Source organism: Pseudaminobacter sp. Soil_N_29 (genome assembly GCF_057656055.1).
Map to the genome: position 1 here is coordinate 141493 of NZ_JBDGLC010000010.1, position 24699 is coordinate 166191.

A 24699-nucleotide genomic window follows, 5' to 3' on the forward strand; every position below is an offset into this window, starting at 1 on the left:
TGCACCGCATCAATTGTGAGGCTAAGCAGACCGGCGCCCCTCTCCCAACGTCAATCGGAGAAAGTCCTTTGCCGATCAGCAAGATCCTCGTCGCCAACCGTTCAGAGATTGCCATTCGCGTGTTTCGCGCGGCCAATGAGCTCGGGCTCAAAACCGTCGCGATCTGGGCCGAGGAAGACAAATATTCGCTGCATCGGTTCAAGGCCGATGAATCCTACCAGGTCGGGCGCGGCCCCCATCTGGCCCGGGAATTGGGGCCGATCGAGAGCTACCTGTCGATCGACGAAGTGATCCGGGTTGCCAAGCTTTCCGGCGCCGATGCGATCCATCCCGGCTACGGGCTGCTTTCGGAAAGCCCTGAATTTGCAGAGGCTTGCGCCGAAAATGGCATCGTCTTCATCGGTCCCAGGCCCGAAACCATGCGCCGTCTGGGCAACAAGGTCGCTGCCCGCCACCTCGCCATGGAAGTGGGCGTGCCGGTCGTCCCGGCAACCGATCCGCTGCCCGACGACATGGAGGCGGTCAAGAAGCTGGCTGCCGAGATCGGCTATCCGGTCATGCTCAAGGCCTCATGGGGCGGTGGCGGGCGCGGCATGCGCGCGATCCGCTCCGAGGCCGATCTCGCCCGTGAAGTCACGGAAGGCAAGCGGGAGGCGAAGGCGGCCTTCGGCAAGGACGAGGTCTATCTCGAGAAGTTGATCGAGCGGGCGCGCCATGTCGAGGTGCAGGTGCTGGGCGATACCCATGGCAATGTCGTGCATCTTTTCGAGCGCGACTGCTCCATCCAGCGCCGCAACCAGAAGGTGGTCGAGCGCGCCCCGGCGCCTTATCTCAGCGACGAGCTGCGCCAGGAACTGTGCGGCCACGCGCTGAAGCTCGCCAAGGAAACCAACTATATCGGCGCCGGCACGGTCGAGTTCCTGCAGGATGCGGATACGGGGAAATTCTACTTCATCGAAGTCAATCCGCGCATCCAGGTCGAGCACACCGTCACCGAAGAGGTGACCGGCATCGACATCGTCAAGGCGCAGATCCACATCCTCGACGGCTTCGCGATCGGCAAGCCGGAATCCGGGGTGCCCAGCCAGTCGAAAATCCGGCTGAACGGCCATGCCCTGCAATGCCGCATCACCACGGAAGATCCGGAGCACAATTTCATCCCGGACTATGGCCGCATCACCGCCTATCGCGGCGCGACCGGCTTCGGCATCCGCCTCGACGGCGGCACCGCCTATTCGGGCGCGGTTATCACCCGCTTCTACGACCCGCTTCTGGAAAAGGTGACTGCCTGGGCGCCGACGCCGGACGAGGCGATCGCGCGCATGCACCGTGCGCTTCGGGAGTTCCGCATCCGCGGCGTAGCGACCAATCTGACGTTCCTGGAAGCGATCATCACGCATCCCGACTTCCGCGCGAACAGCTACACGACGCGGTTCATCGACTCCACGCCGGAACTGTTCGCGCAGGTCAAGCGCCAGGACCGCGCGACGAAGCTCCTGAACTATCTGGCCGACGTGACGGTCAACGGCCATCCGGAGACGCGCGACCGCGCCAAGCCCAACCCGCACGCCGCTGCCCCCGTCATTCCCTGGTTCACCGGCCCCGTGCCGGACGGCACCAAGCAGCGTCTCGACGCACTCGGACCTAAGAAATTCGCCGAGTGGATGCGCGGCGAAAAGCGGGTGCTCGTTACCGACACGACGATGCGCGACGCCCACCAGTCGCTGCTGGCGACGCGCGTGCGCACCTATGACATCGCTCGCATTGCCGGAACCTATGCCCGCGCCCTGCCCGAGTTGCTTTCGCTCGAATGCTGGGGCGGCGCGACCTTCGACGTTGCGATGCGCTTCCTGACCGAGGACCCTTGGGAGAGGCTGTCGCAGGTTCGCGAGGCTGCGCCCAACCTGCTGCTGCAGATGCTGCTGCGCGGCGCCAACGGCGTCGGCTATACCAACTACCCCGACAATGTCGTGCAGCATTTCGTCGCCCAAGCGGCCGCCGGCGGCATCGACCTGTTCCGCGTGTTCGACTGCCTGAACTGGGTCGAGAACATGCGCGTCGCCATGGACGCCGTGCTGGCCGAAGGCAAGCTGTGCGAGGCGGCGATCTGCTACACCGGCGACATACTCGATCCGGCGCGGGCGAAGTATGACCTGAAATACTATGTCGGTCTCACCAAGGAGCTGGAGGCCGCGGGCGCCCACATCATCGCGGTCAAGGACATGGCCGGGCTGCTCAAGCCGGCGGCGGCGCGCGTTCTGTTCAAGGCGCTGCGTGAGGCAACCGACCTGCCGATTCATTTCCACACGCACGACACGTCGGGCCTGTCGGCCGCCACGGTGCTTGCCGCGGTCGAAAGCGGCGTCGATGCCGTCGATGCCGCGATGGATGCCTTCTCCGGCAACACCTCGCAGCCCTGCCTGGGCTCCATCGTGCAGGCGCTGCGCGGCGACGAGCGCGATCCTGGCCTCGATCCCAACTGGATACGCCGCATCTCCTTCTATTGGGAGGCCGTGCGCAACCAGTATGCAGCCTTCGAGAGCGATCTGAAGGGGCCGGCTTCGGAGGTCTACCTGCACGAGATGCCGGGCGGCCAGTTCACCAACCTCAAGGAACAGGCGCGTTCGCTGGGGCTGGAGACGCGCTGGCACGAGGTGGCGCAGGCCTACCACGACGTCAACCTGATGTTCGGCGACATCGTCAAGGTTACCCCCTCCTCCAAGGTCGTGGGCGACATGGCGCTGATGATGGTGAGCCAGGACCTCACCGTCGCCGACGTCGAGAACCCGGAGAAGGACATCGCCTTCCCGGATTCGGTGGTGTCGATGCTGCGCGGCGATCTCGGCCAGTCGCCGGGCGGTTGGCCGGCCGCGCTGCAGAAGAAGGCGCTGAAGGGCGAAAAGCCCATCACCGTGCGCCCGGGCTCGCTGCTCAAGCCGGCCGATCTTGCAGCCAACCGCAAGGAGATCGAAGGAAAGCTCGGCCGTTCGATGAGCGAGTTCGAGTTTGCATCCTGGCTGATGTACCCCAAGGTGTACTCGGACTTCGCGGCAGCTCAGGAAAGCTATGGCCCGGTCAGCGTGCTGCCCACGCCGGCCTATTTCTACGGCATGGAGCCCGAGGACGAGATCTTCGTAGACATCGAAAAGGGCAAGACACTGGTGGTCCGCTGCCTGGCCATCGGCGACGTCGACGACAAGGGCATGGTGACGGTGTTCTTCGAACTCAACGGCCAGCCGCGTCGCGTGAAGGTGCCGGACCGGGCGCATGGTACTTCCGCCGCCAGGGCGCGGCGCAAGGCCGAACCGGGTAACGACGCGCATGTCGGAGCGCCGATGCCGGGGGTTGTCTCGACGCTGGCGGTGGCCGCCGGACAACCCGTCAAGGCAGGCGACGTGCTGCTTTCCATCGAGGCGATGAAGATGGAGACCGCCCTTCACGCCGAACGCGACGGCACCGTTTCGGAAGTACTGGTCAGGTCCGGCGACCAAATCGACGCCAAGGACCTTCTGGTGGTCTTCGGCTAACCTCCGTAACCTCACGGCGCCCAGGCCTGCTGCCGGGGCGCCGTGAAGAGCGTGTGTTACCCGGAGGTTTCCCGGCGGTCCGAAATGACCGAGGTGAAGGCAGAGACCTGCGCGAAATGCGCCGGCCTGACCTTGCCGAACTTGCTTGCGTCGACCACGAGATGCGCCTCCAGCGCGCGTTCGATCGCCATCTGCTTGATGGGCACCTCATGGAAATGCGAGCAGGTGACGCCGCGCGTCTCGTGCACGCCGCCGGCCGAGATGAACGCCTTGTTGAGGTTGATGCGCTTCAACGTCTCAAGCCCTTCCTCGCCCGAGAAAGAAGCCGCTTCGGGGTGGTAGAGGCCGCCAAGCATGATCAGCCGGGTGTTCCTGCGGTGGCAGAGAATTTCGGCCACGTTCATCGAATAGCAGATCGCCGTCAGGCGCATGTCCTCCGGGATACGTGCGGCCAAGTGCGGCGTGGTCGTGCCGCAATCGATGAAGATGGTGTCGTCTTCCTCGATGAGCTTCACCGCCTCGGCGCAAGCCGCCGCTTTGGCGGCCGCATGGCTGTCGCTTTCCCGGGCCAGCGAGTAGTCGCCGCCCGCCGGGCCATCGAGCGCACCGACGATATAGCCGCCGAGGCAGGTGAAACGATCCCTGGCCTCGGTGATATCGCGACGGATCGTCATCTCGGAGACCCCGAGTTGACCGGCAGCATCGCGCAGCCGCAGCACGCCCTCTTTCTCCAACACCGCGCCCAGCGCATCCAGGCGTTCGCTTCTGCGTCCCGTTCTGCTCACGTGGCCTCCATCCGGATCACGAATTGCGGGCATCCCGGCCAGTCGTCGCACCCGCATACGGATAGATGCGCTCTTGACAGTTCTCACGTCAACATGAAACGATCGAAACATAATGATGGAATTCTAACAAAATGAGCCGGCGCCCCTCCAGGCAGGCCCGGGTCGGCTCCAGAGGACGGGCACCATCCGTGACAAATCCGGATCATTCGACGCCGCAACGACTTGAAAACTTCCGGCGCAACGAGGGAACACCGTTGCGCACCGAGGCCTTCGAGGCGGTTCAGGTCAATCTCAGCGCCGTAGAGCGGCGCGCCGCGACGCTCCCCACCCGCCGCTCGGTGAAGAAGGAATATCAGGCGGCCTGGCTGGTGAAGGCGCTGACCTGCATCGACCTGACCACCCTTGCCGGAGACGACACGCCCGGGCGTGTCCACCGGCTTTGCGCCAAGGCGATGCGCCCCTTGAGCGACGAGCTGGTCGAGGGGCTGGGGCTGACGGATGCGCCGCCCACCGTGGGCGCGGTCTGCGTCTATCCGGCCATGGTTCCGGCCGCAGTCAAGGCGCTTGCCGGCTCCGGCATCCCGGTGGCCTCGGTCGCAACGGGCTTCCCGGCGGGTCTTACTCCTCTGCCGCAGCGCCTCGCCGAAATCCGCTATGCGGTGGAGCAGGGCGCGCAGGAGATCGACATCGTCATCAACCGCGCGCTCGTGTTCAACCAAGACTGGCAGGCGCTTTATGACGAGGTGGCGGCGATGCGCGAAGCCTGCGGCGAGGCGCATCTGAAGGCCATCCTGGCCACCGGGGACCTCAAGACGCTGCGCAACGTCTACAAGGCCTCGATGGTGGCCATGCAGGCCGGCGCCGATTTCATCAAGACCTCGACCGGCAAGGAAGACGTCAACGCCACGCTGCCTGTCAGCCTGGTGATGCTGAGGGCCTTGCGCGACTATGGAGAAGAGACCGGCTTCAAGATCGGCTTCAAGCCCGCCGGGGGCCTGAAAACTGCCAAGGACGCCATGAACTGGCTGTTCCTGATGAAGGAGGAGCTTGGCCGGCGCTGGCTGGAGCCCGACCTCTTCCGCATCGGCGCAAGCTCGCTGCTGGGCGACATCGAGCGCCAGCTCGAGCATTTCGTCACCGGCCGCTACTCCGCCGCCTACCGGCACGCACTCGCCTGAAAGAGACACCCATGGCCCTCATCAAGGATATCCTGCAAACCATGGAATATGGCCCCTCGCCCGAAAGCAACGAACACGTCGTCGCCTGGCTCGGGCAGCATGAGGCGGGCTTCGGCCACTTCATCGACGGCAAGTTCACCGACCCGGCGGCGAGCGAAAGCTTTGAGGTGACCAGCCCGGCCAATGGCAAGGTGCTTGCCCGGGTGGCCCGGGGCACGGCCGAGGACGTCGACCGCGCCGTGGCAGCCGCCACACGCGCCTTCAAGAGCTGGTCGAAGCTGTCCGGACACGAGCGGGCGCGGCATCTCTATGCGCTCGCCCGCCATATCCAGAAGCGCGACCGCTTCCTGGCCGTGCTGGAAACCATGGACAACGGTAAGCCGATCCGCGAAAGCCGCGACATCGACATCCCGCTGGTCGCCCGCCACTTCTACCACCATGCCGGCTGGGCCGAGCTGATCGAAAGCGAGTTTCCCGGCTACCAGCCGGTCGGTGTTTGCGGCCAGGTCATCCCGTGGAACTTCCCGCTGCTGATGCTGGCCTGGAAGATCGCGCCGGCGCTGGCCGCCGGCAACACCGTGGTGCTCAAACCCGCCGAGCAGACGCCGCTGACGGCTCTGGCCTTCGCCGAGATCTGCCGCGAGGCCGGCCTGCCGGACGGCGTGGTCAACATCGTCACCGGCGAGGGCGACACGGGTGCGGCGCTGGTCGGGCATCCGGGCGTGGCCAAGGTCGCCTTCACCGGCTCGACCGAGGTCGGCCGCATCATCCGCCGCGCCACGGCCGGCTCGGGCAAGAAGCTGTCGCTGGAGCTCGGCGGCAAGTCGCCCTTCATCGTCTTCGAAGACGCCGATCTCGATAGCGCCGTCGAGGGTCTGGTCGATGCGATCTGGTTCAACCAGGGCGAGGTCTGCTGCGCCGGCTCGCGCCTGCTGGTGCAGGAAGGCATTGCCGAAAAATTCTACGCCAAGCTGCGCGCCCGCATGGCCACGCTGCGGGTCGGCGACCCCCTCGAGAAATCGACCGACATCGGCGCGGTCGTGTCCACCGAGCAGCTGGAGCGCATCGGCGCACTGGTGGCCAAGGGCAGACAGGAAGGCGCCGAAGTGTTCCAGCCGTCGATCCCGCTGCCGGCCAAAGGCTGCTTCTTCCCGCCGACGCTGATGACCGGCGTCGAACCGGCCTCGACGGTTGCGATGGTAGAAATCTTCGGGCCGGTGCTGGTGGCGATGACCTTCCGTACGCCGGACGAGGCGGTGGCGCTCGCCAATAACACGCGCTACGGCCTGGCCGCCTCGATCTGGTCGGAAAACATCAACCGCAGCCTCGATCTCGCCGCCCGCGTGAAGGCCGGCGTGGTGTGGATCAACGCCACCAACCTGTTCGATGCCGCCGCCGGCTTCGGCGGCTACCGCGAAAGCGGGTTCGGGCGCGAGGGTGGCCGGGAAGGGCTCTACGAATACCTGGTGCCCGCCAACGGCAAGCCGGCCAAGGGCGCGGAGGCGTCAAAGGCTGCGCTCAACCCCACGCCATCGGCCGCGACGGCCTTGGCGCCCGTCTCCGACGATGCGATCGACCGCACAGCCAAGCTCTATATCGGCGGCAAGCAGGCGCGGCCGGATTCCGGCTACAGCTATGTGGTGGTCAATCCCGCCGGCAAGACGGTGGGCCATGCCGGCCTCGGCAACCGCAAGGACATCCGCAACGCGGTGGAAGCGGCCGCCAAGGCGGGAAGCTGGGGGGATGCGACGGCGCACAACCGGGCGCAGATCCTCTACTACATCGCCGAAAACCTGTCGGCCCGAGCGGCCGAGTTCGAGGCAAGGCTGCGCGCGATGACCGGGGCCTCGGCCAAGGATGCGGCGGAGGAAGTGGCGGCGTCGATCCGCCGGACCTTCTTCTATGCCGGCTTTGCCGACAAGCATGACGGCGCCGTCCACTCGACCAAGTCGCGCCACGTGACGCTGGCGATGAACGAGCCCTTCGGCATCATGGGCATCGTCTGCCCCGACAAGGCGCCGCTGCTCGGCTTCGTCTCGCTCGTTATGCCGACGCTTGCCGCAGGCAACCGCGTCATCGCCGTGCCGTCGGCCCGCCATCCGCTGGCGGCGACCGATTTCTACCAGTTGCTCGACACCAGCGACGTGCCGGCCGGCGTGGTCAGCATCGTCACCGGCGAGACGGCGGGCCTTGCCAAGACGCTGGCCGAGCACGACGAGGTTGCAGCGCTTTGGGATTTCGGCACGGCAGGCGACGCAGCCACGATCGAGACGGCTTCCGCCGGCAACCTCAAGCCGGTGTGGAGCGGCGGCGCGCGTGACTGGACCTCGAGCGACGGCCAGGGACGGGAATTCCTGCGCCGGGCAACGCAGGTGAAGAACATCTGGGTGCCCTACGGCGAGTAGGGCCGAGGCCTTCATGGATTGCGGCGGTGCGGGCCGGATGTGGCCCGCATCGTCTTGGCAGCAGGCAAACTTGCCCGGCAAATGACACTCTTCCGGAGCTTCTCCCGTCGCTCGCCGCGAGGGCCGATTTGCCGCCGATCGAAAAATTCCACCATTGCAGCTCCCGCCGGGAACCAATTGCGGTTTGCGGCGTCAAACAGCCATGTCCGCGTCACTTCAGGCGCGGGCCAAGCTGTGAGGGAGAGGCAACATGGCTTCGCAAGGTGATCACGACGCGGGTCCCGATCTCGGTGCCGGCGTGCCGATTTCGGCATTCGACGAAAAGTCGCTGATCCAGGGGCATGTCGACGGGGAGCCGGTGGTGCTTGCGCGCGTTGGCGACGAAGTGCTTGCCGTGAGCGCGACATGCACGCACTACGGGGCATCGCTGGGCGACGGCATTCTTGTGGGCGATACGGTTCGCTGCCCATGGCACCATGCGTGCTTCAGCTTGCGCACTGGCGAAGCGCTGGCGGCCCCGGCTTTCGACCCTGTTGGGTGCTGGAAGGTAGAACGCCACGGCGACCGGATCGTGGTGGGCGACAAGATCTCGCCGGAACCTTCAGGTGCCCGGGATACGGCCGGAGACCCGCAGCGGATCGTCATCGTGGGCGGTGGCGCGGCAGGGTTCGCAGCGGCGGAAATGTTGCGTCGTCGCGGCTATGCGGGGCAATTGACGATGCTCAGCGCAGACGCCGACGCGCCCTATGATCGCCCCAACCTGTCGAAGGACTATCTCGCCGGAACGGCCGAGGAGGGATGGATTCCACTGCGCTCGCCGAAATATTACGCAAGGAAGCAGATCGACCTGCAGCTGGGCACAAGCGTGGAGCGCATCGACCCGGAGGCGCGGACCGTGATTGCGGCCGACGGGCGCAGCTTTCCCTTCGACCGGCTTCTCCTTGCGACCGGTGCCGAGCCGGTGCGGTTGCCGATCCCCGGTGCGGACCGCGAAAACGTCTTCGTGTTGCGCTCGCTCGCCGACAGCCGCGCGATCATCGCAGCTGCACAGAACGCCGCGAAGGTGGCGATAGTCGGCGCGAGCTTCATCGGGCTGGAAGTGGCTGCCGCCTTGCGGGAGCGCGGGCTGGAGGTTCACGTGGCCGCGCCGGAGGCTGCGCCTCTGGAAAAGGTGCTCGGTCCGCAGCTCGGCGCCTTCATCAGGTCGCTGCATGAAGAGCATGGGGTGCATTTCCACCTCGGAGCCACCGCCGCAAGCATCGACGACCGATCGCTGAAGCTGAGCGACGGAAGCGAGATCGAGGCCGATTTCGTGGTGATGGGCGTCGGCGTGAAGCCGCGCATCGCCCTGGCCGCGAAGGCCGGCATTGCCGTAAACAGCGGTGTGCTGGTGGACGAGTTCCTGCAGACGAGCGTGCTCGGAATCTACGCGGCCGGAGACATTGCCGAATGGCAGTCCGACGGCGAAAGGCGGCGTGTCGAGCACTGGGTCCTGGCCGAGCGGCACGGCCAGGCCGCGGCGGAGAACATGCTGGGCCGGCGCATACCCTTTTCGGCGCCGCCGTTTTTCTGGAGCGCGCATTACGACGTGACGATCCGCTATGTCGGCTACGCCCGGTCCTGGGACTCGATCGAAATTGACGGCAGCATCGAGCGCCGGGATTGCCTTGTCGAATACCGGAAGGCCGGGAAGACGGTCGCCATCGCCTCCATCGGCCGCGATATCCAGGCGCTGGAGTTCGAGGCCAGGATGGCCGAAGCATCGAGCTGACGCTGACGGGTGGCTCGCCGCTCCTTCACGGCACCAGAACCGCCGCGCCGCTGAAGCGGCCGGCGCGAAGATCGGCAAGTGCAGTGTTGGCTTGCTCCAGCGCATAGGGGATGGTCCGGGTGCGCACGCCGGCCTGCCTCGCAACCGGGAAGAAGGTGTGGGCGTCCTCCCGCGTCAGGTTTGCCACCGAAACAAGCTCCCGCTCCTGCCACAAAAGTGCATAGGGCATTGAGGGAATATCGCTCATGTGAATGCCGCCGCAGGCGACGCGGCCGCCTTTCCTGACTGCCCGGAGAGCGGCCGGCACCAGATCGCCCACAGGAGCAAAGATGATTGCCGCATCCAACGGAGTCTCCGGCCGCGTGTCAGAGCCGTCGGCCCACACCGCGCCCAGGCTCAACGCGAACTTCTGAGCCTCTAGGTCGCCGGGTCTCGTGAAGGCATATACTTCCCGCCCCTGCCAGAGGCAGATCTGGGCAATGATATGCGCCGCCGCGCCAAAGCCGAAGAGCCCTATGCGCCGCCCCTCCCCGGCCTTCCTTAGAGATCGCCAGCCGATCAGGCCGGCGCAGAGCAGCGGCGCCAGCGACACGGGATCGGCCTCCATGTCGAGATCGAAGGAAAATGCAGCGTCTGCCACGACATGAGTGGCAAAGCCGCCATCGCGGGTATAGCCGGTGAACAGCGGTCGATCGCACAGGTTTTCTGAACCGGCGAGGCAATAGGGGCAGGTTCCGCAGCTGTGCCCGAGCCAGGGCACGCCGACCCGGCGACCGACGCGGGCTGGATCGACCCCATCTCCAACCGCATCGACAATTCCCACGATCTCGTGGCCGGGAACCAGCGGCAGCTTCGGGTCGGGCAGTTCGCCGTCGACGACGTGGAGGTCGGTGCGGCAGACGGCGCAGGCTTCGACCACCAGCCTGATCTCGCCTGCTCCCGGATCAGGATCTGGCCATTCTTCGAGAACCAGGGGCTTGCCGATTGCTTCCAGCACCATTGCTCGCATGGTCGTCTCCAGCGCAGAGACTTCGGCCGCATCCCGCCGAGCCGTGGCCGCAGCGCGGACTTGCGCCCTACGAGGTCATTTGACCACGCTCCGCACCTGTCTGGCAATCTTGCCGATCATGGCCGTCGGCGTGACACGGCTTCAGGCAGCGGGCGGCAGGTCAGTCTGGTTGGCGGTTCCGTCGCGCCCGGAACAGCTATCGCCCGGCGCGGTCGTCAAGCTGGCGTCTTCGGCGCGGTCGCGATAGAGCGCCGCCCTGGCCAGCATCATCAGCGTCACCGGCGTCGTCGCGGTCACGAAGACGGCTATGAGCACTTCGTGCAGTACCAGACGCCTTTCCAGGATGGAGAAGAAGACCATCGAGGCGATCAATATGCTGCCTGCGCCCCAGGTGGTGCCGAGCGTCGGGGCGTGAACACGCTGGTAGAAACTGCGCAACCGCACCAGCCCCACTATGCCGAGCAGCGTCAACGCGGAACCGGCAAGCACAAGGAATGCGACGAGAAGCGCGGCCCAGGCCGGCAGGTCTGCAATTTCGGTCATTCGATGACCTCGCCTCGCATGAGGAACTTTGCCAGAGCCACCGTGGACACAAAACCCAGAAGCGCGATGATAAGCGCCGCTTCGAAATAAAGCGTGCTTCCGGTGCGCATGCCCAGCACGACCAGCAGAAGCATGCCGGCAATGTAGAAGGCGTCGAAGGCGAGGATCCTGTCCTGCGCGCGCGGACCGCGAACGATGCGCGAGGCGGCGATTGCCATGGCGATGCCAAGCAGGATCTGTGCGACCAGCAGCGACCAGACGAGAATTATGGCGCTCATTCGAATATCTCCAGCAAAGGCCGCTCATAGCGGTTCTTGATCAGCCCCACCCAGTCCTCGTCGCCGAGATCCAGGATATGCAGAAGGAGCGTATTGCGGGTGGAATCGTATTCGACCCATGCCGTACCCGGCGTGCTGGTGACAATGCAGGCAAGCACGGCCAGCCCGGTGGGATCGCGAAGCGCCAGCGGTATCGACACGAAGCCTGATATCTCGCGTCCGCCGGTGCCGCGCAGGATCAAGGTCGCAACCGCGATGTTGGAGCGCAGAATGTCGATGAACACCACCCAGACCAGGCCGGGGATCGCGCTCCATCGGCGCAGCCGCGGCTTTTTCGGTTCCAGGGCTGCCATGGCACCGGACGCTGCAACGGCAATGACGCCGCCTAGCAGAAGTTGGCCGGTGGAAAAGCCGTTCAGCAAAAGCCACATCGCCAGCAGCGACACGGTCAGAAGCGGGTATGGGAGCAACTGCCTCATCATTCCGCCGCTCCCGGCCCGGCTCGGGGCGCCCGCAGAACCTCGCCGATATATTGCTGCGGAGCATGCAGGGAGCGGGCCGTGGCCTCAAGGTAACGCATGACAGGCCCGCCCTGTATCGTCATCATCAATGCGAGCAGAAGGAGGAACGCTACCGGGACCACCTCGATGACGAGGACGCGCGGAACAACCGCCTCGATCGGCGCCCAGAACATGCGTATGCCAAAACGCGACATCGCCAGAAGCGCCGCGAGACCGGACAGCACCACAAGGGTCGTCAATATCCAGGCGGCGGCGGAGATTCCCGCCGCCCCTCCGGCATCGAGGATGGCCGACAGCAATGCCAGCTTGGCGATGAAGCCCGACAGCGGGGGCAGGCCGGCCAGCAGCAGGCCGCAGATCGCAAAGCACACGCCAAGGATGGCCAACGCGCCGGGGAACGCCACGCCCACCCGGTCCTCAACGGCCTCCTCGTCCTCGTCTCCGAAGGCCTCGGCGGTGACCGCCAGAATGTCTGCGGCTGGGTTCTGTTCCCTTTCGATCAGTTCGATGAGGAGGAAAAGCGCGCCGACGGTGACGGTGGAGCTGACCAGATAGAACAGGGCGCCGGCGGTGACGTCCACCGCAGACATGCCCACGGCCGCCAGCAGCGTTCCCGACGAAATCAGCACGCTGAAGCTGGCAAGCCGCGCCATCGCCTGGGAGGCCAGCACGCCGACCGTGCCGAAGACGATCGTCGCCATGCCTCCCACGATCAGCAGATTGCTGCCGAAGCCGGCGGAATCTCCGGCCTGGACACCGAACAGGAGGAGCGACAGCCGCAGGAGCACATATATGCCGACCTTGCTGAGCAGCGTAAAAATGGCCGCTACCGGTGCAGCCGCGACAGAATATGCATTCGGCAGCCAGTAGCTCAGCGGCCACATGCCCGCTTTCACAAGGAAAGCAACGCCAAGTATCGCCGCGCCAGCCTCGAGCAGGGTGCGGTCACGGCCGGATAGTTCGCCGATCCTCGCAGCAAGATCGGCCATGTTCAGCGTACCCGTGACGCCATAAATGAGGCTCACGCCTATCAGGAACAGGAAGGAGGCAGCGAGATTGACGGCGACATAGTGCATGCCGGCCTTTACGCGCGCGGGCCCGGAGCCGTGCAGCACGAGGCCATAGGAAGCCGCCAGCATCACTTCGAAGAAGACGAACAGGTTGAACAGGTCGCCTGTCAGGAAGGCCCCGTTCACCCCCATCAGCAGGAACTGGAACAGCGTATGGAAATGGGCTCCGGCCTTGTGCCAGCGCGCCAGCGCGAAAACCAGCGATGCCAAGGCCAGAAGGCTGGTCACCATCAGCATCAGCGCGGACAAACGGTCCAGCACGAGAACGATACCGAAGGGTGCCGGCCAGTTGCCCAGCAGATAAACGGAAGCCTCGGAGGTGTCGGCAAGGCGCACCAGCTTGACTGCCACGACGACCAGCAGGAGCGTCGAAGCCAGATTGATGATCGACTTCAGGAAATGACGCCGCTCGTCGTAGAGCATGAGCAGCGCGCCGGCCACCAGCGGCAGCAGCACGGGCATGATGACCAGATGGTCGGACCAGCCGGTCATTCCGGTTCCCTCCCGTCGACATGGTCGGTGCCGGTAAAGCCGCGCGCCGCCAGCAGGATCACCAGAAACAAGGCCGTCGTGGCAAAGCCGATGACGATTGCCGTCAGAACCAGCGCCTGCGGCACCGGGTCCGCATAGTCGGCCAGGCTGCCGCTCTGTCCGTTCAGAACGGGAGCGGCGCCGCCCCGCAGTCGGCCCATTCCGAAGATGAACAGGTTCACTGCATAGGAGATGAGCGACAGGCCCACGATGACCTGGTAGGTGCGCGGCCGCAGAAGCAGCCAGACGCCCGAACCTGCCAGGGCGGCGATGCTGAGCGAGAGGACGAGTTCCATCAGGCGTCCTCCCCTTCCGCTTCGACGGCGGCGCGGGCCGAACGCAGGCTTCTGATCGACTGGTGCGCGAGCGCGATCAGCATGAGCACCGTGGCGCCGACCACGATGCCGAAAACTCCCAGGTCGAAAAGCATGGCAGTGGCGAATGGCACCGCGCCAGCCAGGGGCAGTTCGACATACTGGGAATGCGAGGTCAGGAAAGGATAGTCGAACAACCAGGAACCCATGCCGGTGAGTGCCGCCAAAAGCAGCCCAAGGCCGATCCAGCTCACGGGCAGGATGCGAAGCCTTTCCTCAAGCCATCTTGCTCCGGCGGCCATGTATTGCAGGATGAAGGCCGCCGCCATCGCTATTCCCGCCACAAAGCCGCCGCCGGGAAGGTCATGCCCGCGCATGAACAGGTAGACGGCCAGCACGATGACGACCGGGAATGCCCATTGCATGAGCACGGCCGGCACCAGGAGATAGTCGCCAACCGTGTCGCCGAGCTCGCGGTCGGGCGCGGCCTCGTCGAAGGCATTCTGCATGCGCTGCTGCTCTGGCGCGGCCACGCTATCGGCAGCCGGCCGGAAACGGCGCAGCAGTGCAAACACCGTCAGGGCGACAACCGCCAGCACGGTGATTTCCCCCAGCGTGTCGAAGCCGCGGAAGTCCACGAGGATGACGTTGACCACGTTCTTGCCGCCGCCTTCCAGGTAGGCCTTCTCCAGGAAATAGCTCGCCACGGTCTCGGCCGCGAAAGGGCTAGTCATGGCGGCAAAGGCCAGAAGTCCGACCCCACCGCCCGCCAAAACGGCGATGACGAAGTCGCGGTATCTGCGCAGGCGTATGCCGATCGCAACGGCCCCGCGCTCCTTTTCCTCAAGACGCTTCGGAAGCCAGCGCAATCCGAGCAACAGCAGCACGGTCGTGACGATTTCGACCAGCAACTGTGTCAGGGCCAGGTCCGGGGCCGAGAACCAGGCGAAGGTGATGCAGGTGGAAAGCCCCGCCCCGCCCAGAAGGATGAGAGCTGCCAGCCTGTGGTACTTGGCCTTGTAGGCAGCGCCGATGGCGCAGAAGATGCCACTGGCCCAGATCAGCACGAACACGGGATCGATGGCGTCCAGAACGGGCAGACCCGGCCTGAAGCCGTTGAGATAGAGCGGAACCAGCGCTGCCAGGAAGGCCACGACCACAAGCACGCGGAGCTGCGGCTGCAGACGCCGCGTCCCCAATACCGTTTCGAGCGACCGGGCCCACTTCCAGGAAAGGGTGACCAGCACGCGTTCAAAGACACGTCGTCCTTCGAGACGGCGAAGAAATGGCGGCCCCTCCTCGCTCTCGTTCAGATACGAGTTCAGCAACAAATAGAGCACCACGCCGCCCACGAGCGCGATCGCGCTCATCAGAAGCGGCAGGTTGAAACCATGCCAGACCGACAGGCTGTAAGCCGGAGTGTCCGGCCCCAGAACTGAAGTCACCGCAACGTGAAGAAAGGGACCGACCGTCATGGCAGGAATGATGCCGACGACGAGGCAGGCCAGGACAAGGAACTGGATGGGAAAGCGCATCCAGAAAGGCGGCTCATGCGGCGTACGCTCGAGATCCTTGGGAGGCGGCCCGAAAAACACCGTATGGATGAAGCGCAGGGAATAGGTAACGGCGAAAGCCCCGGCCAGAACGGCCACATAGGGAGCGGCCGTGTCCAGCACCGACTTCGCGTGCGTTTCGATGGCTTCGGCGAAGAACATTTCCTTCGAGAGAAAGCCGTTGAGCAGCGGCACGCCGGCCATGGCCGCGCTTGCCACCATGGCGAGCGTCGCGGTGATGGGCATGAAGCGGAAGAGCCCACTCAGCCGGCGCATGTCGCGCGTGCCTGTCTCGTGGTCGATGATGCCGGCAGCCATGAACAGCGAAGCCTTGAAGGTCGCGTGGTTCATCATGTGGAAGATGGCGGCGACCGCCCCCAGCGGACTGCCGAGGCTGAGAAGCATGGTGATCAGGCCGAGATGGCTGATCGTGGAATAGGCGAGCAGCCCCTTGAGATCGTGCTGGAAGATGGCAAAGAACGCCCCCACCAGCAGCGATGCCATTCCGGCGAAACCGACGATCCAGAACCATTCCGGCGTGCCCGACAGAACCGGCCACAGCCTCGCCATCAGGAAAACGCCCGCCTTCACCATCGTGGCCGAGTGAAGATAGGCCGAGACCGGCGTCGGCGCCGCCATCGCGTTGGGCAGCCAGAAATGAAACGGGAACTGGGCGCTTTTCGTCAGCGCGCCCAGCAGGATGAGCAACAGCGCGGGAAGATAAAGCTCGTGCGAGCGGATCAGGTCGCCCGAAGAGAGAACGCGGTCGAGATCATAGCTTCCCACGATGTGGCCGATCAGCAGAACACCTACAAGAAGCGCCATGCCGCCGATTGCCGTGACCGTGAGCGCCATGCGCGCGCCGTCGCGCGCGCTGGAATTGTGATGCCAGTAGCCGATGAGCAGGAAGGAAAAGATGCTGGTCAGTTCCCAGAAGACGACCAGCAGGACCAGATTGCCGGAGATCACCAGTCCGAGCATTGCGCCCATGAAGGCAAGCAGGAACGCAAAGAACCGCGGCACGGGATCCTGCGGCGACATGTAGTAGCGCGCATAAAGCACCACCAGGAAGCCGAAGCCGCTTACCAGCACGCTGAACAGCCAGGCGAAACCGTCCATGCGCAGCACGAAGTTGAGCCCGAGGGTAGGCAGCCACTCCGTTTCGCTACGGATGACACCTCGCTCGACGATGGCGGGATAGGCTATCGAGGCCAGAAGCAGGCATGCCAACGCCACCCCGCCAGCCAGCCAGGCCTCGGAATTTCGTGCGTTGGGGCGAAAGGTGGCCGCGAGAATGCTTCCGGCGAAAGGAAGAACGACAATGAGAATCAGCAATATGTCGTCGTTCATCGTCCTCAGGCGGTTTCCCAATCAAATCAAATGCGTCGGATGGAAACCACCCCTCTATATTATTGGGGACCCGGGACAGCCCGCGCAAGGGAATTGGCCGGAAAAGTTGAAATCTTTTCCCGGCCGGCACTTTCCTCACGCGAAAAGCGATCTCCGAACCCCGAAATTTGCTGTCGTGCGCAGTCTCGAAGCGGCAGAGCCCGGCGGTTTCCCGCCGGGCCCTTTCGTTGGATCGGTCGAACGAATCAGAACGAGCGCTGGAAGCGGACCATGCCGCCGAAGCCGTCGCGGATCTTCGTGCCGTCGTCGGTGTGGACGGAGTTCCACGCCACTTCCGGGGTGATCTTGAAGCCCGGAACGATGGTGTAGGCGACGTTGGCAACGACCGCGAGGTCCTTGTTCTCGGCATAGGAGACCTGCGCGTTGAGCGCAGCCTGCTTGCTCATCTTCACGCTGCCGCCGCCCCAGACGGCCCAGTTGCCGCCCCAGGACTTGTAGAAGCTGCGGGAGATGTTCTTGTCGGTGCCATAGCCGCCCATGACGAAGAGCGAGACGCTGTCGGACGCCTTCACGTCGAGGCGAACCTTGCCGGCCCACTCGTTCCAGACCGAATCATAGCCGACGACGCCGGAGAAACCGCCCCAGCCCTGCGTATAGGCAGCGCCGGCAACCACGTGCGGGACGTAGGAATCGAGCGTGTAGAGAACGCCATTGCCTTCCTCGAGGGCGACGGAAGCCGAGAAGCCGTTGTCACCAGTGTAGGTATAGGCAATCTGATGCGTGTCGTAGGGGCCGAAGGGCACCAGATCGTCTTCCATGACGCCGCCCGCATAGCCGGTCAGCGTCGAGAACATCGAGTCGGTCTTGCCGATGCGGAAGCCGCCGAGTTCGATGAACGCATGGTTGATGGCGAAGCCGGTGTTGGCGGTGGTAATGCCGCCGGGCGCAGCCGTGTCGTAGTTGAAGTTGATGTGCATGTAGCCACGCAGCGTGCCGAGTTCGGTTTCCGAACGGGCATCGAGTTGCATGGCAGCGCGGGCGCGCTTGTAGTAGGTGTCGTTGGTCGAATCGATGCCCTTGGCAGCGTCGAGCTTGTCGACGACGTCAATCAGGCCGCGGTTGCCACCGTTGCCTGCGCGAATGTCGTAGCGGATGTAGCCGCCGACCTTCAGGCAGGTTTCCGTGCCGGGAATGTAGTAGAAGCCGGCGCCGTAGACGTCGCAGATGCGGACGTATTCCATCGGCTCGGGCTCAGCAACGACAACAGCGTCGGCGGCGTAGGCAGCAGGAACCGCGATCATCATCGCGGCTGAGCCGAGGAGAAGGCTCTTGATGTTCATGTATTGACTCCAGTCAAAAGTTAATCAACGGGTCTGGGCACTTTTGCTGGAGACCAGCCTTCCCTGCCCCCATCCCCACCGCCGCTCTAGCGACGCCGCGTGACGCTTGCGTATCGGGAACATGACAGAGAGATGACAAACCGGGAGATCGGGAATCTGGGCCTGCACTGTGGCACATCGGCATCAGTGGCGGTGAACTGCACGCAGGCGGGGCGCCAGGCAGCGGCCCACCGGCTTCACGGACATGCCTTTCTCCACGTGGGGCGCCTCGGTGCCGCTACCGGTAGTCGTGAAGGTGTTCGAGGGATTGCGGCCGTCAATGCCCGGCAGCAGTAACGGGCATTGGCTCCAGCCTGATCTGCCTGCCGGCAACCCACGGAAATTTAATAGCATTTTATTTACCATCCCAACTCATCGCCGCCGCTGTTGCTGCTTTGCTACAGACTCTCTTCAACCGAGCCGTGTAGGTGGAGGTCATCTTGAGTTTGAGTGTGAATGCAAAGGTATTGGAAAAATGAACTTCAAGCACATCGCCGGCGCCACCGCAGCTGCCATGCTTCTTTCGAGCAGCGCCTTTGCTGCTGACGCGTTCTCCTACGAGCCGTCGGCACCGGAAGCCGTGACGCCGATCTTCAGCTGGACCGGCGCCTATCTCGGTCTGAACGCGGGCTATGCTGGCGGAAAGGCCAAGCACCACTTCTCCGGCACCGACTTCGATGATTCGATCAACCTCAATGCCAATGGTTTCGTCGGCGGCGCCCAGATCGGCTACAACTACCAGATCGACCAGGTCGTTCTCGGCGTCGAGGCTGATTTCCAGGGCTCCAATGCGAAGGCCGAGTTCGCTGCGACCGCCCTCGACGAGGACGAACTGATGGCTGTCCGCATGGGCACCAAGCTCAACTGGTACGGCACCGTGCGCGCGCGCCTGGGCGTTGCTGCCACCGACCGTTTCATGGCCTATGCCACCGGCGGCCTCGCCTATGGCCGTACCACCAGCTACATCAACGGAGATGCTTTCGACGAAGCCATCCGCGAAAGCGTGAAGAAGACCAAGGCTGGCTGGACGATCGGCGCCGGTGCGGAATACGCAATCACCGACAATGTCACCTTCAAGACCGAGTATCTCTACACCGATCTCGGCAAGAGCAATCTCTTCAACGGCGAAATCGACGGCGATCCCGTCAACATCAACCGGAAGTTTAACTTCCACACGGTCCGCGCCGGCATCAACTACAAGTTCTGACAAGAACTTTCATTTGCTTCGAAGGGGCCCCGGCATCGCCGGGGCCTTTTGTTTTGCCGCACAAAAAACCGCCGCCCCTTGCGAGGCGGCGGCTCATGTCCGTGCGTCCGGGAGCGTAGCTCCCGGCGGTCAGGCTGCGTCAGATCTTACCGTCGAGTCCCATCTGGTGGTACTTGTGCATGATCTTGTCCTGGTTCTCCAGGAGCCAGTCGATCGAAGGCTCGTTGGACATCGCCTTGCGGATGGCCTCGGTCGTGCCCTTCCGGTGCAGGTCGAACAGGATCTTGTGGTCGAGGTTCTGGTCGTCGACCACGCTCGGCGCCAGCCACACCGAACAGATGATGCCGAGATCGTTGGCCTTCTCCTTCGGGATGAAGCCTGCGCGCACAGCGTCGAGAACGCCGTTGGCGATGGCGAACTGCACCGTACCCATGAGGATATTGGTGTAGCGCGAGCTCTTCACCGTAACCTTGGACACGCAAAGCGTGACCGGGCGCACCATGATGTCGGTGTTGAGCAGCGCGAAGACGCGCGTATGGCCCGCAACCTGATCGCCGGTCAGGGTTGCAAGTGCGGTACCGACGGGCCCGTCGAGTTCGCCGATCACCACTTCGGGTTCGGACGCAGTGCCCGGAGGGCCTCCAGCGACCAGCGCTTCGCCGGTCCGCATAACGATACGATTGCTCATTCCAACTCCTCATACAGTCAAAGCAGGGGGATCATCGCGGTTCACTTCGACCGCCGACGGCCGCATCATGGTCATGCATGGTCAACAAGGCGTTAATCCGGGCGTCTGGTGGTGCCGCCAGAACAGGGCAGGAAGTTTCCCGCCAGCGAGAGGAAAATTCTGCGTCTATTGCAAAGCGACCGGAATTGGTGATTCATTGAATTCGTGCAGTAACAGGCCAAGGATTACTCGATCATGGCAGCTGTAGAATCTGAACGCTTTGCAGCAACGCTGACGGCACTGCGCGGCCTTATAATGATCGCGGCGGCAATTGTTGCCTTCATGTTTCCGGAACAGACCGTGACATTCTTGGTCCTTGCAGGGGGCGGCCTTCTGCTCGTCGACGGAGCCCTGGGCATCGCCACGCTTTCCTACTCCGGCCCCAGGGACACTGCCTTCTGGTTTACGCTCATTCGGAATGCCCTCTCCATCATCGCGGGCCTGCTGGTGCTCTCGGGCTCTTTCCTGCTCACGATCTTCACCCTGAGTTTCCTGGCTGGGCTCGTGGGAACAGTGGCAGTTCTCGTCGGCATCATGGAAATTCTGTCCACAATGGTCGTCGGTCGCGCCCGCCGTGCGCGGCTTTGGCCGGTCCTGTTGGGCGGCGGTCTCTACATCGTGTTCGGGCTGGCGCTGGCTTTCATCCCGCTCTCCAGCGCAGTCACCCTTGTCCGCGTCATCATGGTCTTGCTGGTGCTATACGGCCTCAGCCTTTTCGTCCGGGCGTGGCGTCTGCGCGCCCACGAGTATTAAAGCCTGCAATTCCGAGCTGCACGCTTCGGCTTTCCGCCCAGGCAGCCCGGCGGCTTGCAAACGTCAAATTCTGTGTGTTCAGGCATTGCCCAAGGATCAGCGATCCGGCACATTCGCCCGGCAAGGAGAGGATGATCCATGGATTCTGTCGAGAAATTCGCCCTGTCGATAATGCTGCTTTTCGGCGCCCTTATCATCGGCGGGCTGATGGCCATCGGCATCGCGTGGAACGACAAGCCGGCATTCCTTTATGCCCTGGGCTCCGCGGTCGTCGTATGGGGTTCGTCATTTGCGGTGCTTTTTGGCAAACCCACGATCTACGGCGCCCTGCTGGTCGTCGCCATTCTTCTGATAGGGGCTTCGATAGGCGCCATCGTCACCTGAGGCCGATCCGGTTGGCTGACTGGGCTCAATCGGCCTCGCTGAGGCGATAGCCGACGCCGGTTTCAGTGCGAATGTAGCATGGCTGGCTCGGATCGGGCTCGATCTTCTGACGCAGCTGACGCACATAGACCCTGAGATACTGCACGTCCTGCACCTCGCCCCACACCTGCTTCATCAGGAAATTGTGGGTCAGAACCTTTCCGGCATGCTGCACAAGCACCCTCAATATGTCGTATTCCTTCGGCGACAGCTTCACTTCCCGCCCGTCGACCTTGACGATCCGCCGCACGAGGTCGACGCAGAGCCCGCCGGTCTGGAACACCGGCTTCTCGCCCTGTTGCTGCAGCCTGTGCCGGAGCGCCAGACGAATGCGGGCGATGAGCTCGTTCACCCCGAACGGCTTGGTTATGTAGTCGTCGGCACCGAGATCCAGCGCTTCCACGATGCCGGCTTCGTCGGTGCGGCTGGAGAGGATGATGATCGGCACTGCGCAGCCGGCGCCCCGCCATTGCTTGAGAAGCTCCTGCCCCGACACATCGGGCAGACCAAGGTCGAGCACCACCAGGTCGGGGGCTTCATTCGCCATCTCTGCAAGGGCGGCCCGGGCGTTCGGCGCCTCGGCGACGGCATAGCCCTGCGTGGAAAGGCCGGAACGCAGCAGTCTGCGGATGGGCTGCTCGTCGTCCACGACAAGCACCCTGATGTGAGAGGCGGGCGTCAAGCGACTTCTCCGGGCAATTTCATGCGGATGGTGAAGACCGCGCCCTTGCGATCGGTGCGGTTGCCTGCTGCGATGGTTCCGCCCATGGCTTCGACAAAGCCACGGCAGATGGCAAGGCCAAGGCCGGTCCCGGCCGGCACGCTGTCGCGTTTGCGCGCCCGCGTGAACTTGCCGAATATGTCTTCCAGTTCATCGGGGGGAATGCCGCTCCCCTCGTCCAGAACCTGCAGGGTCAGGGTGTTCGAAGCGAGGAAGGCCTGGACGCGGATGCGCGACCCCGCTTCCGAATATTTCGCGGCATTGTCGAACAGGTTGAACAGGACCTGTTCGAACAGAACCGGGTCCACGCGCAGCATCGGCAGGTCCGCCGGCAGGTCGACCTCAATCTCATGCCCGGAAAGTATCTTCCCGGCGCGTCGAAGCGCGCTGCCCACGATCTCGCTGATGTCGTGGAGCCCAAAATTGGGCGTCACTGCACCGGACTCCAGCCGCGTCATGTCCAGCAGGTTGGCAATGAACCGGTTCAGCCGCTCTGCCTCGTCCAGCACGGTGCCCAGCAGCTCTTCCTTGGCCGGCGCCTCCAGCGCGGAGGAAAACTCCTTCAGCATCCCGGCCGCCCCCATGATTGCCGCAAGAGGCGTCTTCAGGTCGTGCGAAATGGAGGTCAACAGCGCCGAACGCAACCGGTCTGCCTCGACGGCCAGACGCGCATTGTCCAGGTCCTCGACCAGATGGACGCGCTCTATGGCAAGCGCTGACTGATCCGTCAGCGCGTCCATCAGCCTGCGCCTCTCGGGCGTCAACAGGGGGCCGCGGCGATCGTCATCGATGCCGACGACGCCGATGACACCGCGCACCGTGCGCATGGGCAGGAAGAGCCGCTTGGCACCCGGCAGGGTATCGGCGCCCCGACCGGCGGGCCGGTCATTTTCCCAGGTCCATTTGGCTGCCGCCAGATCGGCTTCGTCGAGCGTATCCTCCGGCGGATATCCTGCTTTCACCACGATTTGCCCGTGCTCCGGCAGGAGCAGAACCACGCGCACCTTCAGCATGGACGCAATCTGAAAGGCTGTCGCCCAAAGCACATCGTCCAATGTCGCGGTTCCAGCCAGCTTCTTGCTGAAGAGGTAGAGGTTTTCCGTCATGCGGGCGCGCTGGCGGGCCGCCATCGCCTGGGTCCGCACGCGCGAGGTCAGGTTGCTGGCGATCACCGAGACGATCAGGAAGAAGATGAATGTGACGATGCTTTCCGGATCGCCGATGGTGAAGGTGTAGAGCGGCGGCAGGAAAAAGAAATTGAAAGCCAGCGCACTGGCAATGCTGGTGAAGATGCCCGGCGCCAGGCCGTAACGCAGCGCGCTGACCAGCACCCCCATGAGAAACACGACCGCGATATTGGCGACGTCGAGCGACTGGTGCAGCGCCTCGCCCAGCAGCAAAGCGACGCCCACGATTGCCGCACTTGCGATGTAGGGCTGCAGCGACAATCCTCCGGCGGAGCCGAGCTCCACCGTGCCCCGTGGCGGCTTCGGCTCAGGCGTGCGGCCTGAGATCACATGCACGCTTACGTCGCCGGCGATGCGGATGAGGTCGTGGGTGACGGAGCCCTGAAGCCATTCTCGCCAGCGCGCCTTGTGGGAGCTCCCCACCACGATATGGGTGACATTGCGCTCGCGCGCATAGCGCATGACATCCTCTGCGACAGCGCGGCCGGGCAGCGTGACGGCCTCTGCCCCGAGAGTTTCGGCCAGCCGCATCGAGGCCGCCAATTGGTCGCGTGCGCTTTCCGACAGGCGCGCCGAGCGCAGCGTCTCGATGTTGATGACCGACCATGGCGCACGCAGGCGTTCGGCCAACCGCCGGCCATAGCGCACGATTGCCAGGGAGCGCGGTGCCTCGTCGACGCAGACCAGAACCCGGTCGCCTGCGGCCCAGGGGCCCTCGATGGCGTTTTCGCGCATATGGCTGACGAGTTGTTCATCCACCCGCTGTGCGGTGCACCTCAGCGCAAGTTCGCGCAGCGCCGTCAGATTGCCTGGCCTGAAATAGTTCTCGATGGCGTTTCGCGCCGTCTCCGGCACATAGACCTTGCCCTGCTTCAGCCTCTCGATCAGATCGCCCGGCGTGAGGTCCACCACCTCGATCTCGTCGGCACGGTCGATGATGGAGTCGGGAACCGTCTCGCGCACCCGCACGCGGGTGATCTGCGCGACGATGTCGTTCAGGCTTTCGACGTGCTGGATGTTGACGGTGGTGTAGACGTCTATGCCTGCGGCCAGCAGTTCCTCTATGTCGAGGTAACGCTTCGGGTGGCGGCTGCCCGGCGCATTGGTGTGAGCCAGTTCGTCGACCAGGACCAATGCCGGCCGCCGCTCCAGAATCGCATCGAGGTCCATCTCCTCGAGCATCCTGCCGAGATAGGACACCTCCGCGCGCGGGATGATCTCTAAGCCCTGGAGAAGCGCCTGGGTTTCCTTGCGGCCGTGTGTCTCCACCACACCGATCACGACATCCACGCCTTCCGCCAGGCGGGCTCGCGCCGAAAGCAACATCTCGAACGTCTTGCCCACGCCCGGAGCAGCACCGAGGAAAATGCGCAGCTTGCCGCGCATCTCGCGCTCGGCGGCTTCCAGAAGCGCCTCCGGAGACGGACGCTTGTCGGTATCGTCGACCATCCAGATCACTCTGTTTCG

At 64.1% G+C, this 24699-nt stretch carries 19 protein-coding genes; 7 read left to right on the forward strand and 12 right to left on the reverse strand.

What is annotated here, in order from left to right; all coding sequences use genetic code 11:
- Positions 1-68: 68 nt before the first annotated feature.
- Entirely contained in the window at positions 69-3527 is a 3459-nt protein-coding gene (pyc, locus tag AC3A4H_RS21045) for a pyruvate carboxylase (protein WP_487768456.1), read from the forward strand.
- Positions 3528-3583: 56 nt separating this feature from the next.
- Here pyc and AC3A4H_RS21050 read toward each other — a convergent pair whose 3' ends face one another.
- Positions 3584-4312, reverse strand: coding sequence for a DeoR family transcriptional regulator (locus AC3A4H_RS21050; protein ID WP_487768457.1), 729 nt, complete (start codon positions 4310-4312; stop codon positions 3584-3586).
- A gap of 131 nt (positions 4313-4443) precedes the next feature.
- Here AC3A4H_RS21050 and deoC point away from each other — a divergent pair, with 131 nt between their 5' ends.
- From deoC to AC3A4H_RS21065, 3 genes are all read left to right on the forward strand, one after another.
- Positions 4444-5490 carry a deoxyribose-phosphate aldolase gene (gene deoC / locus AC3A4H_RS21055; RefSeq protein ID WP_487768458.1) on the forward strand — a complete coding sequence of 349 codons (1047 nt, stop codon included), beginning with the start codon at positions 4444-4446 and terminating at the stop codon, positions 5488-5490.
- Positions 5491-5501: 11 nt separating this feature from the next.
- Positions 5502-7895, forward strand: a complete 2394-nt coding sequence (locus AC3A4H_RS21060) for an aldehyde dehydrogenase family protein (RefSeq protein ID WP_487768459.1) — start codon at positions 5502-5504, stop codon at positions 7893-7895.
- Between the two features lie 250 nt (positions 7896-8145).
- On the forward strand, positions 8146-9666 hold the full coding sequence (locus AC3A4H_RS21065) for an FAD-dependent oxidoreductase (protein ID WP_487768460.1): 1521 nt from the start codon (positions 8146-8148) through the stop codon (positions 9664-9666).
- A gap of 25 nt (positions 9667-9691) precedes the next feature.
- Here AC3A4H_RS21065 and AC3A4H_RS21070 read toward each other — a convergent pair whose 3' ends face one another.
- From AC3A4H_RS21070 to AC3A4H_RS21105, 8 genes are all read right to left on the reverse strand, one after another.
- Entirely contained in the window at positions 9692-10675 is a 984-nt protein-coding gene (locus AC3A4H_RS21070) for a zinc-dependent alcohol dehydrogenase family protein (RefSeq protein ID WP_487768461.1), read from the reverse strand.
- A 141-nt stretch (positions 10676-10816) separates the two neighbouring features.
- Positions 10817-11218: a monovalent cation/H(+) antiporter subunit G gene (mnhG, locus tag AC3A4H_RS21075; RefSeq protein ID WP_487768462.1), complete on the reverse strand. Its 402-nt coding sequence runs from the start codon at positions 11216-11218 to the stop codon at positions 10817-10819.
- Complete coding sequence (locus tag AC3A4H_RS21080) at positions 11215-11496, reverse strand: K+/H+ antiporter subunit F (protein ID WP_487768463.1); 282 nt, start codon at positions 11494-11496, stop codon at positions 11215-11217. The genes mnhG and AC3A4H_RS21080 overlap by 4 nt, the downstream gene beginning before the upstream one ends.
- On the reverse strand, positions 11493-11978 hold the full coding sequence (locus AC3A4H_RS21085) for a Na+/H+ antiporter subunit E (protein WP_487768464.1): 486 nt from the start codon (positions 11976-11978) through the stop codon (positions 11493-11495). The genes AC3A4H_RS21080 and AC3A4H_RS21085 overlap by 4 nt, the downstream gene beginning before the upstream one ends.
- Complete coding sequence (locus AC3A4H_RS21090; protein WP_487768465.1) at positions 11975-13579, reverse strand: monovalent cation/H+ antiporter subunit D; 1605 nt, start codon at positions 13577-13579, stop codon at positions 11975-11977. The genes AC3A4H_RS21085 and AC3A4H_RS21090 overlap by 4 nt, the downstream gene beginning before the upstream one ends.
- On the reverse strand, positions 13576-13914 hold the full coding sequence (locus AC3A4H_RS21095; RefSeq protein WP_348780846.1) for a Na+/H+ antiporter subunit C: 339 nt from the start codon (positions 13912-13914) through the stop codon (positions 13576-13578). Before AC3A4H_RS21095 ends, AC3A4H_RS21090 begins: the two co-directional genes overlap by 4 nt.
- Entirely contained in the window at positions 13914-16835 is a 2922-nt protein-coding gene (locus tag AC3A4H_RS21100) for a monovalent cation/H+ antiporter subunit A (RefSeq protein ID WP_487768466.1), read from the reverse strand. The genes AC3A4H_RS21095 and AC3A4H_RS21100 overlap by 1 nt, the downstream gene beginning before the upstream one ends.
- Before the next feature lie 245 nt (positions 16836-17080).
- Positions 17081-18175: a porin gene (locus tag AC3A4H_RS21105; RefSeq protein ID WP_487768467.1), complete on the reverse strand. Its 1095-nt coding sequence runs from the start codon at positions 18173-18175 to the stop codon at positions 17081-17083.
- A 514-nt stretch (positions 18176-18689) separates the two neighbouring features.
- Between AC3A4H_RS21105 and AC3A4H_RS21110 the strand changes: the two genes are divergently transcribed.
- Positions 18690-19421 (forward strand): outer membrane protein, encoded by a 732-nt coding sequence (locus tag AC3A4H_RS21110; RefSeq protein ID WP_487768468.1) that lies wholly within the window; start codon positions 18690-18692, stop codon positions 19419-19421.
- Between the two features lie 139 nt (positions 19422-19560).
- On the opposite strand, the gene AC3A4H_RS21115 is transcribed toward AC3A4H_RS21110, so the two are convergent.
- Positions 19561-20109 carry a formaldehyde-activating enzyme gene (locus tag AC3A4H_RS21115; protein WP_487768469.1) on the reverse strand — a complete coding sequence of 183 codons (549 nt, stop codon included), beginning with the start codon at positions 20107-20109 and terminating at the stop codon, positions 19561-19563.
- A 234-nt stretch (positions 20110-20343) separates the two neighbouring features.
- Between AC3A4H_RS21115 and AC3A4H_RS21120 the strand changes: the two genes are divergently transcribed.
- Together AC3A4H_RS21120 and AC3A4H_RS21125 are read left to right on the forward strand one after the other, a co-directional pair.
- A complete protein-coding gene (locus AC3A4H_RS21120; RefSeq protein ID WP_487768470.1) occupies positions 20344-20901 on the forward strand; it encodes a DUF308 domain-containing protein in 558 nt (185 codons plus the stop codon).
- 138 nt (positions 20902-21039) lie between these two features.
- The gene (locus tag AC3A4H_RS21125; RefSeq protein WP_348780852.1) at positions 21040-21285 is read left to right on the forward strand and encodes a hypothetical protein; all 246 of its coding nucleotides are present in this window, start codon (positions 21040-21042) and stop codon (positions 21283-21285) included.
- A gap of 25 nt (positions 21286-21310) precedes the next feature.
- Here the strand turns inward: AC3A4H_RS21125 and AC3A4H_RS21130 are convergent, their stop codons facing one another.
- Both AC3A4H_RS21130 and AC3A4H_RS21135 read right to left on the reverse strand, forming a co-directional pair.
- The gene (locus tag AC3A4H_RS21130; protein WP_487768471.1) at positions 21311-22006 is read right to left on the reverse strand and encodes a response regulator transcription factor; all 696 of its coding nucleotides are present in this window, start codon (positions 22004-22006) and stop codon (positions 21311-21313) included.
- Positions 22003-24681: a DUF4118 domain-containing protein gene (locus tag AC3A4H_RS21135; protein WP_487768472.1), complete on the reverse strand. Its 2679-nt coding sequence runs from the start codon at positions 24679-24681 to the stop codon at positions 22003-22005. The genes AC3A4H_RS21130 and AC3A4H_RS21135 overlap by 4 nt, the downstream gene beginning before the upstream one ends.
- Positions 24682-24699 lie beyond the last annotated feature (18 nt).